This is a genomic window from Streptomyces purpureus (assembly GCF_014648195.1).
Classification (GTDB): Bacteria; Actinomycetota; Actinomycetes; order Streptomycetales; family Streptomycetaceae; genus Streptomyces; species Streptomyces purpureus.
On sequence record NZ_BMQQ01000025.1, the window covers coordinates 50959 to 65512 of the forward strand.

A 14554-nucleotide genomic window follows, 5' to 3' on the forward strand; every position below is an offset into this window, starting at 1 on the left:
ACGACCGTGCACGCGACCCGTACGACAGAAGTGGGGAAGCCATGATCATCAGGACCGGCCGGCGCGCCGTCGCGGCCTTCGGCGCCGCGCTCCTCGCGAGCGCCGTCCTCACCGGCTGCGGGGGCGAGGACGCCCCCGCGGCCGCGGTACCGCAGGGCTGGGGGGAGCTGCGGACAGCCGGGGTCGACGTCGCGTACCCCAAGGGGTTCAAGGAGCAGGGCGCGGGTGAGCGGAGCAAGTACAACGCCGCCGCGGCCACGCTCACCCAAGGCGGCCGGACCGTCGGCCTGATCACGGTCCAGCTGGACTTCACCAACGCCGACTCGGCCGAGGAGGCGGCGATCGGCGCCGAGGCCGGGGTGCAGCTGGGCTCCACGATCGAGGGGACGAAGGACGTCGAGATCGCGGGGACGGACGACGCCAAGCGGGTCGACTTCGCGTTCACCTCGAGCGGCGAGGAGAACACCCCGGTCGCCGGGACGCGGGTGCACGGCACGATCGTGACCGGCCTTGACTCCAAGGACGTGACGTTCGCGGTGCGGATCGACGCCCAGAAGGGTGTGCTCGACGACGCCGACCTGCGGAGGATCATCGAGTCGATCGAGGTGCACTAGGGATGCGGGTCGCCGGCGGTGAGTACCTCCTCTACGGGTTCCTGGCGGCCTTCTTCGGCTTCATCGCGGTGAGGTACGCGCTGCGGCTCACGACGGTGGTGCGGACGCTGCGCCGCGGTGTGCGCACCACCGGGGAGTGTGTGCGGATCCGCCGTCCGCACAGCGACTCCGATGTGCGGGAGTACCACTTCGCCTTCCGCACCGAGGACGGCAGGACCGTCGAGTTCGAGGACTTCACCGGCTGGGCGATGCGTACCGGCACCGCCGTCACCGTCACCTACGATCCGGCGGCCCCGGAGCGTACGGCGACCATCGCGGGCCGGGGCAGCTGGTCGCCCGTGCTCTCCAGCGCCGCGCTGGTGGCCGGCTGCGGGCTCGGCTTCCTGGTCTTCACCACCGTGCTGCTTTACGAGATCTTCGGCTGATCCCCTTCCCCCCACCTCGCACTCCAGGGATTCCCATGTCGTACTACGGACACCACCACTCGCCCGCCCGCCCCGCGGGGAAGCCGTTCTTCGCGCTGATGAAGGCGTGGGGGGCGGGCCTCGTGGTCCTGATGCTCACCTCGTACCTCCAGATCGCCCACTTCTACGAGACGTTCGCGACCCCGGAGCGTCTGGAGAGCTTCGGCGGTGTGCTGTGGCTGGTCCATCTGCCGAACGCGGTGTGCATCGCGCTGTCGGTGTGGGTGGCCGCGCGGGTGCACCCGGAGCCGTACCGTGACTCGCCCGTGCGGCACATGAGCGCGGCGTTCGCGGTGCCGGTGGCCGCGCAGCTGGTGTCGTACACGATCGCGGCGGGCCTGCCCTGGCGTGATCTGGGGGCGCTGAGTGTGGCGATGTCGCTCGCGGTGCTGGTGGTGGGGTGTGTGGCGGGGTACTTCGGGGACCGGCTGCGCGCCGACGGGTGAGGGACAAGGCGGCCGTTTCGGGTCAGGGCCTCCGCCGCGGCGGGGGCCCTTTCGTATACGGGCTGCCGGCAGAGGTCTTGACAACCCCATTGGTCTGGACCACCTTGTAGCCCCAGCGGTGGCCACCGTTTCCTCCCCTCCACACCCCCAACTCCCCCACCGGAGGCCGTCAGTGGACCGCACCACACACCCGCCCCACGCCCGTCCGCGCAGACGCGCGCATACCCTGCTCGGCGGCGCCCTGGCCCTCGCCGTCGGGTCCGGGCTCGCCCTCACCGGTGGCGCCGGGGTCGCGCTGGCCGCCGATGTGAACGTCGCCAAGAACGCCGGATTCGAGGCGGGCCTGAGCAACTGGAGCTGTACGGCGGGCAGCGGGGCGGCCGTCACCTCGCCCGTACGCACCGGCGCCGGGGCCCTCAAGGCCACCCCGGCCGGGCAGGACAACGCCCGGTGCAGCCAGGTCGTGACGGTGAAGCCGGGGTCGACGTACACGCTCAGCGCCTGGGTGCGCGGCGGCTACGCCTACCTCGGCGCGAGCGGCACCGGAACGACCGACGTGTCGACCTGGACGCCGGACAGCACCGCCTGGAAGCAGCTGACCACCACGTTCACCACCGGCGCCAACACCCGCTCCGTGACGGTGTACACGCACGGCTGGTACGGGCAGAGCGCGTACCACGTCGACGACGTGTCGGTCTTCGGCCCCGACGGGGGCGGCGGGCAGGACCCCGACCCGGTCGTGCCGCCCACGCCCGCCGGGCTCGCGGTCGGCGCGGTCACCTCCTCGTCCGTCGCGCTGAGCTGGAGCGGCGCCTCCGGCGCCACCGGCTACCACGTCTACCGCGACGGCACCCGGGTCCAGTCGGTGACCGGCACGTCGGCGACCGTGAGCGGGCTCGCCGCCAACACCGCGTACCAGTTCCAGGTCTCGGCCACCAACGCGGCCGGCGAGTCCGCGAAGTCGGCGGCGGTGACCGGCCGGACCAGCCCCGGCGGCCAGAACCCGAACCCTGCGGTGCCCAGGCACGCCCTGACCGGCTACTGGCAGAACTTCAACAACGGCGCCACCGTGCAGAAGCTGCGGGATGTGCAGGCGCAGTACGACATCATCGCCGTGTCGTTCGCCGACTCGACCGCCACGCCGGGCCAGATCGTCTTCAACCTCGACCCGGCCGTCGGCTACGCCTCGGTCGCCGACTTCAAGGCGGACATCGCGGCGAAGAAGGCCGCCGGCAAGTCGGTGATCATCTCGGTGGGCGGCGAGAAGGGCAACGTCACCATCAACAGCGACGCCTCGGCGACGGCGTTCGCGAACAGCGCGTACGCCCTGATGCAGGAGTACGGCTTCAGCGGGGTCGACATCGACCTGGAGCACGGCATCAACTCCACGTATCTGACCAAGGCGCTGCGCCAGCTCTCCGCCAAGGCCGGGGCGGGCATGGTGCTCACGATGGCCCCGCAGACGATCGACATGCAGAACACCGGCACCGAGTACTTCAAGACGGCGCTGGCGGTCAAGGACATCCTCACGGTCGTCAACATGCAGTACTACAACAGCGGTTCGATGCTGGGCTGTGACGGCAAGGTGTACGCGCAGGGTTCGGTGGACTTCCTGACCGCGCTCGCCTGCATCCAGCTGGAGGGCGGCCTGGACGCCTCGCAGGTCGGCCTCGGGGTGCCCGCCTCGACGCGGGGCGCGGGCAGCGGTTACGTCGACCCGTCGATCGTGAAGAACGCGCTCGACTGCCTGACCCGGGGCACGGGCTGCGGCTCCTTCAAGCCGTCGAAGACCTACCCGGCGCTGCGCGGCGCGATGACCTGGTCCACCAACTGGGACGCGACGGCCGGGAACGCCTGGTCCAACGCGGTCGGTCCGCACGTGCACAACCTCCCGTAACGCCAGGGGAGTTCCGGTGGCGCCGTCCCTGCCCGGGGGCGGCGCCACTGGCCGAACCACCCTCTTGACCGGAGCATGCCAACGGCCCATCCTGTGGCGGAACCGCACCATCACGTCGCACACCCCCACACTCCCCACCCAGGAGACAGCATGCGACTACGAATCCGCGGAAGAAGGTCCGCCACCCTCGCGGCCCTTCTGGCGGTCGCCCTGGCGGCGCCGCTCTCCGCCACCGACTCCTCGGCCGGATCCGGTCCGGTGACGGCCGCCGCGAGCTCCGCCGTGGCCGCCGAGGAGACGATCCGGCAGTACGAGATCCACGGCCCGTCCACCCCGGCCGAACGTACCGCCGTCGCCGCCACCGGTGTCTCCGTCGACGAGGCCGACGACCACGCGATCGTCGTCAGCGCCAACGAGGCCCAGCTGCGCAAGCTCAAGGCCCTCGGCTACGCCCCCAAGGCGCTGCCCGCCCCGCCCGCCCGCAACAGCGGCGCGGCCGTGAAGCCCATGGACTTCCCGTCGGCCGACTCGCGGTACCACAACTACGCCGAGATGAACACGGAGATCAACCAGCGTCTCGCGCAGTACCCGAACATCATGAGCAAGCGTGTCATCGGCAAGACGTACCAGGGCCGGGACATCGTCGCCATCAAGATCAGCGACAACGTCGCCACCGACGAGAACGAGCCCGAGGTCCTCTTCACCCACCACCAGCACGCCCGCGAGCACCTCACGGTCGAGATGGCGCTGTACCTGCTGCGGGAGTTCGGCGCGGGCTACGGCTCCGACAGCCGGATCACCAACGCCGTCAACAACCGCGAGATCTGGATCGTGCCGGACCTCAACCCGGACGGCGGCGAGTACGACATCGCCACCGGCTCGTACCGCAGCTGGCGCAAGAACCGGCAGCCCAACGCCGGCTCCAGCTACGTCGGTACGGACATGAACCGCAACTGGGACTACAAGTGGGGCTGCTGCGGCGGCTCCTCGGGCTCCTTCAGCTCCGAGACGTACCGCGGCAAGAACCCCGAGTCGGCCCCCGAGGTGAAGGTCGTCGCCGACTTCGTCCGCTCCCGGGTCGTCGGCGGAAAGCAGCAGATCAAGGCCGGTATCGACTTCCACACCTACAGCGAGCTGGTGCTCTGGCCGTTCGGGTACACCAACGCGGACACCGCGCCCGGCATGACCCAGGACGACCGCAACGCCTTCGCCGCCGTGGGCCGGAAGATGGCCGCCAGCAACGGCTACACCCCCGAGCAGTCCAGCGACCTCTACATCACGGACGGGTCGATCGACGACTGGCTGTGGGGCGCGCAGAAGATCTTCGGCTACACCTTCGAGATGTATCCGTCCGGCTGGGGCGGCGGCGGTTTCTACCCGCCCGACGAGGTCATCGAGCGCGAGACGAGCCGTAACCGCGACGCCGTGCTCCAGCTCGTGGAGAACGCCGACTGCATGTACCGATCCATCGGCAAGGAGCAGCAGTACTGCACCAGTTGACGGCTGTCCGTGGGTCTCTCTGTCCCAGTTCCGTCCCGGACGGGGAGACCCATGGAACACCCGCCCCCGCCGTGGCACTGTGGTGACGCAGGAATGCTGCGGCAGGGGGAGGTGCGGCATGGCTGGGGCACGCGTACAGCCGCTCGGCTCGGACGATCCGGAGCGGCTCGGTCAGTACCAACTGCTCGGCCGGCTCGGATCCGGCGGTATGGGCAGGGTCTATCTCGGACGGACCGGAGGCGGGCGGCTCGTGGCCGTCAAGACCCTCCTCGCCGAAGGCGTCGTGTCGGACACCGACCGCCGCCGCTTCGCCCGCGAGGTGGCGCTCGCCCAGCGGGTCAACAGCACCTACACCGCGCGAGTCCTGGACGCGGACGCCGCCGCCGAGCGCCCGTGGATGGCGATCGAGTACATCGCCGCCCCCTCGCTCGCCGAACTGGTCCGCACCGAAGGCGTGCTGCCCGCCTCGGCCGTACGGTGGGTGGCCGCCGGCACCGCCGAGGCGCTGGTCACCCTCCACCGCCAGGGGATCGTGCACCGCGACGTCAAACCGCAGAACATCCTGCTGCCGCTGGCCGGTCCCCGGCTGATCGACTTCGGCATCTCGCACGCCAGCGACATCACCCGCACCCAGCTCACCCTCGGCACCATCGCGTTCACCTCGCCCGAGCAGGCCCGCGGCGAGGAGTCCACGGCCGCCTCGGACGTCTACTCGCTCGGCGCGACCCTCTTCCATCTCGCCGTCGGCCGGCCGCCGTACCCGGAGGACGGCGACACCCTGCGGCTGCTGTCCCGGGTCCAGCGCGGCGAGCTGGACCTGACCGGCCTGCCCAAGGAACTCACCCCGCTGATCCGCCCCTGCCTCGCCGCCCGGCCCGAAGGCAGACCCAGCCCCGGGGACGTGCTCGACCAGTTCACCGCCTCCCTGTCCGGGCTGCCCCGCTCCCCCGGCGGCGGCCGCTGGCTGCCACCCCGCTGGACGGACCTGATCGGCGCGTACGAGACACAGGGCCGCCACTTCCAGAGCGCGCCCGGCACCGGCGGCCCCGACGCGCTCACCGTCGACCAGCGCACCGGCGCCGTACCGCCGCCCGGCCCCACCCGGATGTACACGCAGGACCGGGCCCGCGCCGACCGCGAGCGGCGCGAACGGGAGCTGCGGGCCGAGCGGGAGCGGGCGGCGGCCCTCCTGGCCGACCGAGCCCGCCAGGCCCGCGAAGAGGCCGAGCGGGCCCGCGCCCGGGCCGGCTCGTCCCCCGGTCAGGGCGCGCCGCCGCGCACCCCCGGGCCCGTACCCCGGCCGACCCCGGCCCCGCCGCCCACGCCGCCGTCCCCGAAGTCCGGCGTCACCGGCGGCACGGTCCTCGCCGTCCTCGTCGGGATCGCCGTGATCCTCTACCTCCTCAACAACGGCTCCGACTCGGACGGCACGAAGAGCTCAGGCAGCTCGGGCAGCTCCGGCTACACCTCGTCCAGCGGATACACCACATCCACCGGCGGCTCGTCCTCGAGCGGTTCGTCGTCCGGCGGCTCGTCCTCGGGCGGTTACCGCTACACCCCGCCGCCGAGCCCCACGCCCAACAGCGTCGACCTCGCCTACCGGAACGTCGACACCGGCGACTGCCTCAACACCTACGACAACGGCTACGGCCGCTGGTCCAGCACCACCCCGCAAGTGGTCAGCTGCGGCTCCCCCAACGCCTATCTACGGGTCACCAGGGCGAGCCAAGGGATCAACTTCGGCAGCTGCCCCACCGGCACCGGACGGCACTACCTGTACCACTCGGGATCGCGGTACAACTTCGCCACCTCGCTGTGCGTGGAACGGCAGTTCCACAAGGGCCAGTGCTTCATCGCCAAACGCAACGGCACCACCGTCACCGACTCCCGGCTGATGGGCGTCTGGAGCTGCAACGCGACCAAGGTACCCTCCGGCTACAACACGATTCTGCAGATCACCGGCTACTACAAGGCGCAGAAGTCCTATCCGAACGGCTTCTGTTCCCGCAGCCGGGACGACCGCAACTACTACTGGTGGTACGAGGTCGACGGGGGAAGGAACGTCCTGTGCACGACGACGGTGTGACGCTCGCCGCGATACTGGTCGCGGCCGCAGTGGGCTCGCTCGCCTGGCAGGTGCTGCGCCGCTTCCAGGCCCTCGCGGCCGCCCGGCGGCCATCGGTGGCGACCGGCGCGCCCTACGCCCCGGAGTCCGCCGAACCCCTGCTCGTCGCCCAGCTCGCGGACGGTCCGCGGCGGGTCGCGCTCACCCGGCTCTACCAGCTCCACGCCGCCGGATCGCCGCCCGGCAAGAAGGTGCCGCTGTCGGCTCTCGCCAAGGAGAACGAGACCGACGCCCTCGATCTGCGGCTGGTCGAACACGGCCTGCTGGGCCCCGCCCGGCCGCTGCTGCGCCGGCGGTTCGCCTGGCGGCTGCACATCGCCTTGTGTGTCGTGTGCGCCTTCCTCGGCACCGGGCTGTACGAGGAGCGCGGCGGCGCCGCCTGGCTCAACCCGCTCTCGTTCACCGCACTCGGGTTGTTCCTGGCCGGGCTCGTACTCGCCCCCCGGGGCCGTCTGCCCGTGGCCGGCCGGCGGACCCCGGCGGCAGACGAGCTGCTCGCGCGGCTGGGCGAGATCCATGGCCCGGTCACCGAATCCTCCTGGGCGGACAAGGCGGCCTGCGGGCTGCACGCCGACCCCGGCGGCATGCGGGTGGCGCTGTACGGAACGGCCGGGATCCGCGACGAACGGATGCGCGGCAAGGTCCGCAAGTCCCTGGCCGGCAACTCCTCGTCGGGCTGCGGCGGTGGCGGAGGCGGCTGCGGCGGAGGGTGCGGCGGCTGACCGGTCAGCCCAGCACGGCCAGGGCGTCGATCTCGACGAGGAGCCCGGCGGGGAGACCGACGTAGACGGTCGTACGGGCGGCGGCGGGGGCCTTGAGGCCCTGCTCCTCGAAGTAGGCGTTGTAGATCTCGTTCATCTCGGCGAAGTGGTCCACGTCCGTCAGATAGACCCGCATCATCATCACGTCGTCCCAGCCGGCGCCGCCCTCCTCAAGGACCGCCTTGACGTTGGCGAAGGTCTGGAGGGTCTGCTCCCGCAGAGTGGGCCCGGCGACGGCCGGAGCCTGCCCCTCCACCGCGGGCAGGAAGCCGACCTGCCCGGCGACCTGGAGGATGCTGCCCTTCTTGACGCCGTGCGAGAACTTCGCGGGCGGGGCGGTGTGGGTGGCGGGGGTGAGCGCGATCTTCTCGGTCATGGCAGGTCCTTCTTTTTGGGGCTCGGTTCGCCGGGCGGTCGTTCACTGGGGGCCCCGGCGCCCGAGTACTCGCGGCTGATGGCGTCCGCGGTGCGGCGCACCAGGGGGAGCAGGGTGAGGAGTTCCTCGGCCGTGACGACGACGTTCGGGGCCGACACCGACATGGCGGCGACGGCGCGGCCGTCGGCGCCGCGGATCGGTGCGCCGACGCAGTTGATGGACTCCTCGTGGCCACCGAGGTCGGTGGCCCAGCCCTGTTCGCGTACGGTCGCCAGCTCCCGGAGGAAGGCGGCCGCGTTCGGGATCGAACGGGGCGTGTACATGGGGTAGTCGAGCTTGTGCGCGAGGGCGGTGCGCTCAGGCTCGGGCAGGTCGGCGAGGAGCAGCTTGGCGACGGCCGCGACGGTGATGGCGACGGGCTTGCCGATGCGCGAGTACATCCGGACCGGGTAGCGGCTCTCGACCTTGTCGATGTAGAGGACCTCGCCCTCCTCGTACACGGCCAGATGGACGGTGTGGCCGGTCTTCTCGTTGAGGGCGACGAGGTGCGGGTGGGCGATCTCGCGGACGTCGAGGTTCTCGACGGCCTCCTGGGCGAGGGCGAAGAGCCGGGCGCCGAGACGGTAGCGGTGGTCCTGCTGGCGGAAGACCAGGCCGTGTTCATGGAGGGTGCGCAGCAGCCGCAGGGCGGTGGACTTGTGGACGCCGAGCCGTTCGGCGACCTGCCCGAGGTCCGCGGGGCCCTGCGCGAGCAGCGGCAGGATGCTGAGCGCGCGGTCGACGGTCTGGCTCATGGCGTACGTACCTCCTGGTCGGCCGCCGTCCAGCCGGGGCCGAGGTGCAGTCTGCCCCAGGCGTCCGCGTCGAGCGCGACGAGGCGGTCGGCGTGGGCGCGCCCGGGCGGGGTGCCCAGGTCGCCGGGGACGGTGAGGGCGGCGGCGGCCGCGAGGTGCCCGTGGCGGACCCGCGCCTTCAGGTCGAGGCCGCGGAGGGTGGCGGAGAGGAACCCGGCGGCGAAGGCGTCCCCGGCGCCGATGGTGGAGACGACGTCGACGCGGGGCGGGCGTTCGAGGTGGGTGACGCCGTCGGCGTCCTCGATGTCCGCGTACGCCTCGGGGCTCCGGTCGCAGACCTCGGCGCCGCCCTTGCCGAGCTTGAGGACGACGAGCCGGGGCCGGTGGAGGGCGTCGAAGACGGCCCGCGCGCCGGGCAGCCCCCACAGCCGCCGCGCCTCGTCGGCGCCGACGAAGACGAGGTCGGCGCGGTTGGCGAGGTCGAGCAGCACCTCGGGGGCGGTGCTGTCACGCCAGAGCGCGGGGCGGTGGTTGACGTCGAAGGAGATCAGGGGGCGGCCGGGCCGGGGCTCGGTGAGGTCGCGGACGAGGGCGAGGCAGTCGGCGGAGAGCGCGGCGGTGATACCGGTGACGTGGAGGATGCGGGCGCCGGCGACGGTGGCGTACGGGACGGTCGTCGGTGACATGGCGGAGGCGGCGGAACCGGCCCGGTAGTAGACGACTTCATGGGCGTCGGTGGCCCGGTCGGCGTCGGTGCGGAAGTAGACACCGGTCGGGCGGTGCGGGTCGCGCGCGACGGCGCTGACGTCGACGCCGTGTCCGGCGATCGTCTCGACGAGGTGGTCGCCGAAGCCGTCCCGGCCGACCCGGCCGACCCAGGCGACGCGGTGTCCGGCGGCGGCGAGGCCGCAGGCGACGTTGGACTCGGCGCCGCCGATCGCACGGGTGAAGGAGGGCACGTCGGCGAGGCGGCCGGGCCGGGAGGGCAGGAAGGTGACCATGGATTCGCCGAGGCAGACGACGTCGGGGCGCGAGGGCGGGACCCCGGCGGGCCCGGCCGTGCCGGGAACCCCGGCAGGGCGGGCGGGCCCTCCCCCGGGCGGGTGTCCGTTCACGCGCGCGCTCCCTGCGGCTCGGCTCCTGCTGCGGGCCATTGACCCCGCGTCGGCCCGGATGTTAGACAGCTCTCGGCAGTATGCGCAATGGCCGTTGCACATCACGCAACGCAGCGGCCCGAGGAGGAGGACTCATGCCCGACCTGGCGAGCGAGCGCGTCGACCACCGCTTCAAGGGCCTGCCCCCGGACGCCGACGGGTTGAGCGTCGGCGAACTCGCGGCCCAGCGCCGCAACCTCTTCACCGGCGGCTTCACCACGCCCGTCCTCGCCCTCTCCGCCGAGTCCGTCGAGCACAACCTCCGCCTCCTGGAGACGTACGCCGAGCGCCACGGTCTCGCCTTCGCCCCGCACGGCAAGACGTCGATGGCCCCGCAGCTGTTCCACCGCCAGCTGGAGTACGGCGCCTGGGGCATCACCGCGGCAGTCCCCCACCAGGTCCGCGTCTACCGCGCCCACGGCATCGACCGGATCTTCCTCGCCAACGAGGTCGTCGACCCGGTCGCCCTGCGCTGGCTCGCCGCCGAGCTCGACGCCCACCCCAACTTCCACCTCGTCTGCTACGTCGACTCCGTGCGCGGCGTCGAGCTCATGGACGAGGCCCTTCGCGCGGCGGGCGCCCGGCGCCCGCTGGACGTCGTGGTCGAGCTGGGCGCCGGCGAGGCCGGGCGCACGGGCGTGCGGACCGAGGCCGAGTGCGAGGCCGTCGCCGACGCCGTGGCGGCCACGGACCGGCTGCGCCTGGTGGGCGTGGCGGGGTACGAGGCCACGATGCCGGAGGCCGACGCCGAGCGCGTACGGGAGTGGCTGAACCGGCTCGTCGGGCTCGCGGCCGCCTTCGACAAGGCCGGCCGGTACGCGCCCGACCTGCCCGAGATCGTCGTCAGCGCCGGCGGCAGCGAGTGGTTCGACACGGTCGCCGACGTCTTCGCCGAGATCCCTGAGCTGTCCCGGCCGGTCCTGAAACTGCTGCGCTCGGGCGCGTACGTCTCCCACGACGACGGCCAGTACCGCGAGAGGACCCCCTTCAACCGCATCCCCGAGGAGGGCGCGCTGCACCCCGCGTTCCGGCTCTGGTCGCAGGTCGTCTCCCGGCCCACCCCCGAGCAGGCCTTCACCAACGCGGGCAAGCGCGACGCCGCCCACGACCTCCACCTCCCCGAGGCGCAGGTCGTGCGCGACGCCCGCACCGGCGAACTCCGCCCCGCCGAGGGTGTCACCGTCACCGCCCTCTCCGACCAGCACACCTGGCTGCGCACCGAGCCGGGCGCGGACGTGGAGGTCGGCGACTGGGTCGGCATGGGCCTGTCGCACCCCTGCACGTCCTTCGACAAGTGGCAGCTCATCCCGCTGGTGGAGGCGGACGGCACGGTCGTCGACTACGTCCGGACCTTCTTCTAGGAGCCCGCCATGGATCTGGTCCTGCGTGACGCCGAGGTCGTCGACGGCACCGGCGGCCCCTCCTACCGCGCCGACGTGGCCCTCGACGGCGGCCGGATCGCCGCCATCGTCAAGGAGGGCGCGGCGGCCGGCTGCCAGCGCCCCACCGCCCGGCGGGTCCTGGACGTCGAGGGCCTCGCCCTGTCCCCCGGCTTCGTCGACATGCACGCCCACAGCGACCTCGCCCTGCTCCGCGACCCGGACCACAGCGCCAAGGCCGCCCAGGGCGTGACCCTCGAAGTCCTCGGCCAGGACGGGCTGTCGTACGCGCCGGCCGACGACCGCACACAGGAGAAGATCCGTACGGCGATCAGCGGCTGGAACGGCGGCGCCCCCGGGGACACGGACGTCGACTTCGACTGGCGGACGGTCGGCGAGTACCTGGACCGGCTCGACCGGGGCGTGGCCGTCAACGCCGCCTATCTCGTCCCGCAGGGCACGGTCCGGATGTACGCCGTCGGCTGGGAGGACCGGCCGGCCACCGCAGCCGAGCTGGACCGGATGCGGGAGCTGGTCGCCGAGGGCCTGGAGCAGGGCGCGGTCGGCATGTCCTCCGGCCTCACCTACACCCCGGGCATGTACGCGGACGACGCCGAACTGACCGAGCTGTGCCGGGTCGTCGCCCGCTACGGCGGCTACTACTGCCCGCACCACCGCTCCTACGGCGCGGGCGCGCTCCAGGCGTACGAGGAGATGGTCGCCCTCACCCGCGCCGCCGGGTGCGCCCTGCACCTGGCGCACGCCGCGATGAACTTCGGTGTGAACAAGGGCCGGGCACCCGAGCTGCTCGCCCTGCTCGACCGGGCCCTGGACGCGGGCGCGGACATCACCCTGGACACGTATCCGTACACCCCGGGCTGCACGACCCTGGCCGCGCTGCTGCCCAGCTGGGCGGGCGAGGGCGGCCCGGAGGCGGTCCTCGCCCGGCTGCGGGACGAGGAGAGCGCCGAGCGGATACGTCACGCGCTGGAGGTGACCGGCTCGGACGGCTGCCACGGCGTGCCGGTCGAGTGGGACACCATCGAGATCTCGGGCGTCCAGGATCCGGCCCTCGCCTCCTGGGTGGGCGACACGGTCCAGGAGCTGGCCGACGCGCACGGCCGGACCCCGTGGGCCACGGCCCGTGAGCTGCTGATCGCCGACCGGCTCGGGACGACGATCCTCCAGCACGTAGGCCATGAGGAGAACGTCCGGGCGATCATGCGCCACCGCGTCCACACCGGCGGCTCCGACGGCATCCTCCAGGGCGCCAAGCCCCACCCCCGGGCGTACGGCACCTTCCCGCACTACCTGGGGCACTACGCCCGGGAGCTCGGCGTGCTGTCGCTGGAGGAGACCGTGCACCACCTGACCGGCCGCCCCGCCGCTCGGCTGCGGCTGCCCGACCGGGGCCTGGTGCGCGAGGGGCACCGCGCGGACCTGGTCCTCTTCGACCCGGCGACGGTGGCGGCGGGCGCCACGTTCGACGCGCCGCGCACCCCGCCGACCGGGATCCCGCACGTCCTGATCGACGGGAAGTTCGTCATCGAGGACGGGCGGCGGACGGACGTCCTGGCGGGGCGGTCGGTGCGCCGGACTCCGTAGACGGGCCGGCGGGCCACGGCTCGCGCCGCGCCCACACCACGCCCAGGGCGCACACCACCCCGGCGAGCACGAAGCCGTACGCGGGGGTGTGCCCGGAGGGCTGGGTCTCGTACACCAGCGCCGCCGACAGGACGGTCAGCAGCTGTCCGAGCCGGGTGTGCCAGGCCGTCGCGGCGACCACGGTCGTGCCCCACAGCACGTACCAGGGCTGCACCATCGGCGAGAGCGCGACCAGCACGAGCAGCGCGACGCCGAGGGCGTGCACGGGGTCGGGCCGGCGCCGGGCGAGGTACAGGATGATCGCCCCGGCGGCGAGCAGACCGGCCTTCTGCACGGCGGCCTTCACCGGGTCCGGGTCCGTGCCCAGCAGCAGCCGTCCCAGCTCGCCCAGGCCGAGTCCGACGTCGCTGGTGAGGGAGAGCGCGGTGTGGATGGTGGCGGCGACGCTCTGGGTGCGCAGCCAGCCGAAGCCGGTCCCGGCGAGGAGGGTCGCGGCGGCGGCGACCGCGCCTGCCACCAGCCCGGGCAGGACGAACGCCGTCGCCAGGCGGGCGGGCAGCGGCCCACGGGCGGCCCGTACGAGCAGCACGCCCAGGAAGAGCAGGGTCAGCGCGGCCGGGGACTTGACCATCATGGCGAGCCCGACGAGGCCGCTGCCGAGCACCCACCGGTCGCGCAGCGTCCACACGACCGCCCAGAGCACCAGGGCGGCCATCAGTCCGTCGTTGTGCATCCCGCCGACGACATGGATCAGGAGCAGCGGGTTGAGCGCGCCTAGCCACAGCGCCCCGGTGGGGGTGGTGCCGCGGGCCTGGGCGAGCCGCAGCAGGCCCCAGGCGATCAGGGCGAGCGCGGCCAGCGCGAGCAGGCGCATGCCGAGGACCGCGGGGACGAGGGTGCCGCCGGTGAGCGTGACGACCACCTGGGCGAGGACGAGGAAGACGGGGCCGTAGGGGGCCGGGGTGTCGGTCCAGTGGCCGCCGACGCTGGCGGCGGCGTCGCCGCCGAGCCCGCCGGGGTCGAGCACGGACGGCCCCAGGCGGTAGACGTCATGCCCTTCGAGGACCATCGCGCCTTGGGCGATGTAGCTGTACACGTCGGCGCTGTACAGGGGCGGGGCGAGCACCAGCGGCGCGGCCCACCAGCCGAGGGTGACCAGCGACTCGCGGACGGAGATCGCGGCACCGCCCGCGAGCAGCCGCCCGTAGCGCCACCAGGCGAGGACGAGCGCGGTCAGTCCGAGGGTGGCGAGGACGGTGGCGGCGACGGTGGCCGTGGAACCGTGGCGCACCCACAGTCCCCATGGCTCCCGGGCCGGGAGGGTTCCGGCGGCCCAGCCGCCCACGGCGACGGCGACCGCGCCGGCCGCGCCCAGCCGGCGGCACGCGGCGACACTCAACACCCACATGACAGGTCAACCTATCGGCGTACCGACGTGG

At 72.8% G+C, this 14554-nt stretch carries 13 protein-coding genes; 9 read left to right on the top strand and 4 right to left on the bottom strand.

Features of this window, described 5'->3' with window-relative positions; translation table 11 throughout:
• The first annotated feature begins 41 nt into the window (after positions 1 to 41).
• The 7 genes from IEZ01_RS26230 to IEZ01_RS26260 all read left to right on the top strand — a co-directional run bounded on the left by IEZ01_RS26230 (position 42) and on the right by IEZ01_RS26260 (position 7768).
• Entirely contained in the window at positions 42 to 614 is a 573-nt protein-coding gene (locus IEZ01_RS26230; protein ID WP_189204108.1) for a hypothetical protein, read from the top strand.
• Between the two features lie 2 nt (positions 615 to 616).
• Positions 617 to 1039, top strand: a complete 423-nt coding sequence (locus IEZ01_RS26235; protein ID WP_189204110.1) for a DUF3592 domain-containing protein — start codon at positions 617 to 619, stop codon at positions 1037 to 1039.
• Between the two features lie 35 nt (positions 1040 to 1074).
• Positions 1075 to 1524, top strand: coding sequence for a hypothetical protein (locus IEZ01_RS26240; protein WP_019889060.1), 450 nt, complete (start codon positions 1075 to 1077; stop codon positions 1522 to 1524).
• Positions 1525 to 1696: 172 nt separating this feature from the next.
• Positions 1697 to 3421, top strand: a complete 1725-nt coding sequence (locus IEZ01_RS26245) for a chitinase (protein ID WP_019889059.1) — start codon at positions 1697 to 1699, stop codon at positions 3419 to 3421.
• A 150-nt stretch (positions 3422 to 3571) separates the two neighbouring features.
• The gene (locus tag IEZ01_RS26250; protein ID WP_189204112.1) at positions 3572 to 4921 is read left to right on the top strand and encodes a M14 family metallopeptidase; all 1350 of its coding nucleotides are present in this window, start codon (positions 3572 to 3574) and stop codon (positions 4919 to 4921) included.
• A 118-nt stretch (positions 4922 to 5039) separates the two neighbouring features.
• Positions 5040 to 7007, top strand: coding sequence for a serine/threonine-protein kinase (locus IEZ01_RS26255; protein ID WP_189204114.1), 1968 nt, complete (start codon positions 5040 to 5042; stop codon positions 7005 to 7007).
• Entirely contained in the window at positions 6989 to 7768 is a 780-nt protein-coding gene (locus IEZ01_RS26260; protein WP_019889057.1) for a hypothetical protein, read from the top strand. Before IEZ01_RS26255 ends, IEZ01_RS26260 begins: the two co-directional genes overlap by 19 nt.
• 4 nt (positions 7769 to 7772) lie before the next feature.
• Here IEZ01_RS26260 and IEZ01_RS26265 read toward each other — a convergent pair whose 3' ends face one another.
• Genes IEZ01_RS26265 through IEZ01_RS26275 form a run of 3 tightly spaced genes read right to left on the bottom strand, consistent with a single transcriptional unit; the run spans position 7773 to position 9978 of the window.
• The gene (locus IEZ01_RS26265) at positions 7773 to 8183 is read right to left on the bottom strand and encodes a RidA family protein (RefSeq protein ID WP_019889056.1); all 411 of its coding nucleotides are present in this window, start codon (positions 8181 to 8183) and stop codon (positions 7773 to 7775) included.
• A complete protein-coding gene (locus IEZ01_RS26270; protein WP_189204116.1) occupies positions 8180 to 8977 on the bottom strand; it encodes an IclR family transcriptional regulator in 798 nt (265 codons plus the stop codon). The genes IEZ01_RS26265 and IEZ01_RS26270 overlap by 4 nt, the downstream gene beginning before the upstream one ends.
• A complete protein-coding gene (locus tag IEZ01_RS26275) occupies positions 8974 to 9978 on the bottom strand; it encodes a sugar kinase (protein WP_019889054.1) in 1005 nt (334 codons plus the stop codon). The genes IEZ01_RS26270 and IEZ01_RS26275 overlap by 4 nt, the downstream gene beginning before the upstream one ends.
• A gap of 248 nt (positions 9979 to 10226) precedes the next feature.
• Between IEZ01_RS26275 and IEZ01_RS26280 the strand changes: the two genes are divergently transcribed.
• Together IEZ01_RS26280 and IEZ01_RS26285 are read left to right on the top strand one after the other, a co-directional pair.
• A complete protein-coding gene (locus tag IEZ01_RS26280; protein ID WP_189204119.1) occupies positions 10227 to 11492 on the top strand; it encodes an alanine racemase in 1266 nt (421 codons plus the stop codon).
• A 9-nt stretch (positions 11493 to 11501) separates the two neighbouring features.
• Positions 11502 to 13115, top strand: coding sequence for an N-acyl-D-amino-acid deacylase family protein (locus IEZ01_RS26285; protein WP_019889052.1), 1614 nt, complete (start codon positions 11502 to 11504; stop codon positions 13113 to 13115).
• Here IEZ01_RS26285 and mptB read toward each other — a convergent pair.
• On the bottom strand, positions 13054 to 14523 hold the full coding sequence (gene mptB / locus IEZ01_RS26290; RefSeq protein WP_019889051.1) for a polyprenol phosphomannose-dependent alpha 1,6 mannosyltransferase MptB: 1470 nt from the start codon (positions 14521 to 14523) through the stop codon (positions 13054 to 13056). The genes IEZ01_RS26285 and mptB overlap by 62 nt on opposite strands.
• Positions 14524 to 14554: the final 31 nt, after the last annotated feature.

Coding starts and splice junctions, on each gene's coding strand:
- IEZ01_RS26230 (WP_189204108.1), top strand. CDS start 42: ATGATCATCAGGACCGGCCGGCGCGCCGTCGCGGCCTTCGGCGCCGCG.
- IEZ01_RS26235 (WP_189204110.1), top strand. CDS start 617: ATGCGGGTCGCCGGCGGTGAGTACCTCCTCTACGGGTTCCTGGCGGCC.
- IEZ01_RS26240 (WP_019889060.1), top strand. CDS start 1,075: ATGTCGTACTACGGACACCACCACTCGCCCGCCCGCCCCGCGGGGAAG.
- IEZ01_RS26250 (WP_189204112.1), top strand. CDS start 3,572: ATGCGACTACGAATCCGCGGAAGAAGGTCCGCCACCCTCGCGGCCCTT.
- IEZ01_RS26255 (WP_189204114.1), top strand. CDS start 5,040: ATGGCTGGGGCACGCGTACAGCCGCTCGGCTCGGACGATCCGGAGCGG.
- IEZ01_RS26265 (WP_019889056.1), bottom strand. CDS start 8,183: ATGACCGAGAAGATCGCGCTCACCCCCGCCACCCACACCGCCCCGCCC.
- IEZ01_RS26270 (WP_189204116.1), bottom strand. CDS start 8,977: ATGAGCCAGACCGTCGACCGCGCGCTCAGCATCCTGCCGCTGCTCGCG.
- IEZ01_RS26275 (WP_019889054.1), bottom strand. CDS start 9,978: ATGGTCACCTTCCTGCCCTCCCGGCCCGGCCGCCTCGCCGACGTGCCC.
- IEZ01_RS26280 (WP_189204119.1), top strand. CDS start 10,227: ATGCCCGACCTGGCGAGCGAGCGCGTCGACCACCGCTTCAAGGGCCTG.
- IEZ01_RS26285 (WP_019889052.1), top strand. CDS start 11,502: ATGGATCTGGTCCTGCGTGACGCCGAGGTCGTCGACGGCACCGGCGGC.
- mptB (WP_019889051.1), bottom strand. CDS start 14,523: ATGTGGGTGTTGAGTGTCGCCGCGTGCCGCCGGCTGGGCGCGGCCGGC.